This is a genomic window from uncultured Clostridium sp., assembly GCF_947036855.1.
GTDB lineage: Bacteria > Bacillota > Clostridia > Clostridiales > Clostridiaceae > Sarcina.
Map to the genome: position 1 here is coordinate 1 of NZ_CAMQRY010000182.1, position 3,863 is coordinate 3,863.

At 28.3% G+C, this 3,863-nt stretch carries 6 protein-coding genes; 1 reads left to right on the top strand and 5 read right to left on the bottom strand.

The window, feature by feature from the left end:
• The 4 genes from Q0V15_RS12360 to Q0V15_RS12375 form a co-directional block, all read right to left on the bottom strand.
• On the bottom strand, nucleotides 1-844 hold an 844-nt coding region (locus tag Q0V15_RS12360), incomplete at its 3' end, for an aminoacetone oxidase family FAD-binding enzyme (protein WP_297439447.1).
• Between the two features lie 112 nt (nucleotides 845-956).
• A complete protein-coding gene (locus Q0V15_RS12365; protein ID WP_297439448.1) occupies nucleotides 957-1,835 on the bottom strand; it encodes a MurR/RpiR family transcriptional regulator in 879 nt (292 codons plus the stop codon).
• A gap of 74 nt (nucleotides 1,836-1,909) precedes the next feature.
• Complete coding sequence (locus Q0V15_RS12370) at nucleotides 1,910-2,461, bottom strand: class I SAM-dependent methyltransferase (RefSeq protein ID WP_297439449.1); 552 nt, start codon at nucleotides 2,459-2,461, stop codon at nucleotides 1,910-1,912.
• 20 nt (nucleotides 2,462-2,481) lie between these two features.
• A complete protein-coding gene (locus Q0V15_RS12375) occupies nucleotides 2,482-3,192 on the bottom strand; it encodes a pseudouridine synthase (protein WP_297439450.1) in 711 nt (236 codons plus the stop codon).
• 133 nt (nucleotides 3,193-3,325) lie between these two features.
• Between Q0V15_RS12375 and Q0V15_RS12380 the strand changes: the two genes are divergently transcribed.
• Complete coding sequence (locus tag Q0V15_RS12380; protein ID WP_297439451.1) at nucleotides 3,326-3,715, top strand: PadR family transcriptional regulator; 390 nt, start codon at nucleotides 3,326-3,328, stop codon at nucleotides 3,713-3,715.
• Between the two features lie 41 nt (nucleotides 3,716-3,756).
• Here Q0V15_RS12380 and Q0V15_RS13020 read toward each other — a convergent pair.
• Nucleotides 3,757-3,863, bottom strand: a 107-nt coding sequence (locus Q0V15_RS13020; protein ID WP_367173778.1) for an SPOR domain-containing protein, incomplete at its 5' end; no start/stop codon positions are given.

The window sequence follows — 3,863 nt, forward strand, 5'->3', positions numbered from 1 at the left end:
CTCTAGCATCTAAAGTTTTTATATCAAGTGATGGTTTTAAATCTATAGATATTTTATAAGTATGTTCATCTTTTATATATCTACTTCCTCTAAGTGTTAAAGGGCCTGTTATTCCATATATAGTGAATTTAAGTTCCCCTTGCTTTTCATAAACTTGTTTATTTTTTTCTCCTGTTGTATCAATGACTTTTAAAGATACATTTTTTAGACTTAGTCCAAGCAGTGATGCAATTTTATCTGAATTTAATTCTATTGGCACAAGTGATGGTTTCATTGGAGTAACTGTATGACCTGCATCTTTTAAAATTTCATGCAATTCACCTGTTGATCCAGTTCTTGGATATGACTTACCACCTGTACAAACTATAAAGTGATCTCCCTTAACTTCTCTACCACCGTGGAGTATAACTTTTTCTATGTAATTATCATCTGATATTTGTAGCCCTGCTACCTTTGATTTTAACATAACATTAACACCAAGTTCTTTTAACTTTTTATTAAATCCAAGAATTATGTCAGATGATCTGTCGCTTTCTGGAAACATTCTGCCTCCACGTTCACTTTTTAGCTTTATTCCTTGATTTTCAAAAAATTCAACTACCTTTGTATTATCATATGTGTAAAGTGCACTATATAAAAAATTTGGATTTCCATAAATATAATCAAAAAATTCACTTATATCTTTTGAGTTTGTTACATTACAACGACCCTTACCTGTTATAAATAATTTTTTACCTATCTTTTCATTACCATCTAGTAAAATAACGCTATGGTTATTTTCAGCAGCTCTAATTGCTGACATCATTCCAGCAGGACCTGCTCCAATTACTATTACTTTAGCCATTTTATATCTCCTATCATCAATATAAATTACTTTATATTATGTTTATTTTTTATTTTTAACAAAATTTAAAGCTGTCTATAAAAATATAAACAGCTTACATCATTTTTAAAAGTTAATACTCTATATTATTTCGATTATAAGTATAAACATTATAATCTTTCCAAATTCCTTCTAAGTCTTCAAATGTACGAGTTATTTTTTCTTTTTCTCTCATACCAATTGAAATTACCAAAGCATTTATTATGCTAAGTGGTGCAACTAAAGAATCTACAAATGAAGCCATATTACTTTGAGCTATAAGTGTACAATCTGCATTTGTTGCAAGTGGAGATATTAAACTATCTGTTATAGCTATTGCTTTAGCATTTCTGCTTTTTGCAAAAGCTAAGGCATCAATAGTTTTTGTTGCATATCTTGGGAATCCTATTCCTATTACAACATCACCTTCTCCAATATTTATCATCTGCTCAAATATATCACTCATACCACTTGATACAACTTTTACATTATCAAGTATAAGACCTAAATAGAAACCTAAAAACTCTGCTAGAGCCATAGAACTTCTAAGTCCTACAATATAAATTCTTTTAGCTCTAAATATATCATCAACAATTTGTTCAAAATCACTATGATTTATTTTTTCAAGTGTTGCTCTTATATTTTCTATATCTGCTTTTAAAACTCCCTTTAGCGGATTTTCTTCTCTTATAAAATCACTAGAAAGTTCTAATCTTTGTACTGTTGTAAGTTTATTTTTTATAAGTTCTTGTAATGACTTTTGAAGTTTTGGATATCCAGTAAACCCAAGCTCTATAGCAAATCTAACAACTGTTGATTCACTAACTCCTACACTAATACCAAGTTTGGCAGCCGTCATAAATGCTGCTTTATCATAATTGGTAAGAATATATTCTGCTATAAGTTTTTGACCTTTACTAAGTTTTGGAAACTTAGTTTGTATAACCTTCATTAAATCTTGACTATTTTCCATAAAAATTTCCTTCCTTAAACAAAACTGAATTACATAAGTTCAATTCTATCACTTTAGCTTTAATGATTCAAGACTTACTTTCGCTCTATTACAAGTAAGCAAGGGGGATTATTAGGACGATTTATGAACTCTTGGTATAGTACTCCATAATGCTTAGTATTTAGAGTTTTTGCAAGTTTTAATATTTCATCTTGCTCTTTTGAACCTTCACTGTGTCCAGGGTACATAGCTATAAACATAAGACCATTAGTTTCTAAAAGCTCAAGTCCTGCTTTTATACTTATAATTGTACTTTCAACAAGTGTTGTTATATCCTTATCTGCACCTGGAAGATATCCTAGGTTATAAACAATACAATCAACCTTTTCCTTTATATAAGTATCAAAACTTGCATGACTATCTAATATAACTTCTACATTAGTATAATTATTTTTAGAGTAAGCCTCTGTTGCTTGTTTTTGTATATCAAAACTATATACTTTTTCAAACTTTTCCTTTAAAAGATCAGTATCATATCCATTACCAAGAGTTGCATCTATTGCAACTCTATTTTCCCCAATTTTATTGTTTTCTATTATGTTATGTATTATATTATTAAAACTATTTATATAGTTAAATACACTCATGGTACACCTCTTCTTAAATATTATAAACTGTTTAAATAATCAACCTCTGATTGCTCTAAATATCTCCACTCACCTTTTTGAAGATCACCAAGACTTAATTCACCAACAGCTACTCTTTTTAGTTTCATAATATTATGATTAAATACATCACACATTTTTCTAACTTGTCTATTTTTACCTTCATGTATTTTAATCTCTACTTGGCAAGTTGTAGAATTTTGTTCTATAAGCTCTATCTCTGCATCTGATGTAATATATCCACCAATATCAATACCACCTCTAAACATCTCCATTTCACCTTCAGTAAATGCTCCACTTACTTTAGCTTCATATGTTTTGTTTATATTTTTTCTAGGGTGTATAACTTTATTGTATAAATCTCCATCATTAGTTAAAAGTAATAATCCTGATGTTTCACAGTCAAGTCTTCCAATAGGATATATTCTCTCATCAACTTTAACTATATCAAGTATTGTTACTCTACCTTTTTCATCACTATTAGTAGTTATGTAACCTTCAGGTTTATTTAACATTATATATACTTTTTTTTCTTCAAGTGATATTTCATTTCCTCTATACTCAACAACATCTACGCCTACTTCAACTTTAGTTCCAAGCTCTGTTGTAACTTCTCCATTCACAGTAACATATCCGTATGATATTAACTCTTCACATTTTCTTCTAGATGCAACTCCACACCTAGCCATATACTTTTGTAATCTTTCACTCATATTGTAATCCTCCAAATAATCTATTTAATATGTTAATTCTAATTAAATACTATATTTTATGCAAGTGTAATTAAAAATAAATTATTTACTCTAATTTATTTAATATGTATAATTAAAAGAAGAGGTGATTTATATGAGTTCAAGAACTAGAATGATTGCTCCAAGAAATACAGTAAATACAAAACAACTTTATACATTTTATATATTAAAAGAATTATCAAAAGGTGAAGAAATCTTTGGAAATAAAGTTTTAGAAACTTTTAAGTTAGAATTTTCAAAAGCTCCACTACCATTCCCAATATCTTCAAGCACAGTATATGATACATTATATACAATGGAAGAAAATGGACTTGTCGTAAGTAAGTGGATCGGTGATGATTTCATAAACAAAAGAAGTAAAAAAATGTATAGAATTACAGACGAAGGTATAAAATACTTTAAAACACATGTAGCTGATTATGTAGATGCTTTACATAAAAATAAAGGTACTTTAGATATCCTAATTAACATGTTAACTAACTAAAAAAATCACCATTAAAATGTTTTTTAATGGTGATTTTAATATTATGCTATCAATACAAAACTATCAAAGCCTTTTGATTTTAAAAGTTTAATTCTATCATCAGCATTTTTTTTATCTGAAAATGAACCTGTTACACATCTGTGAGTAG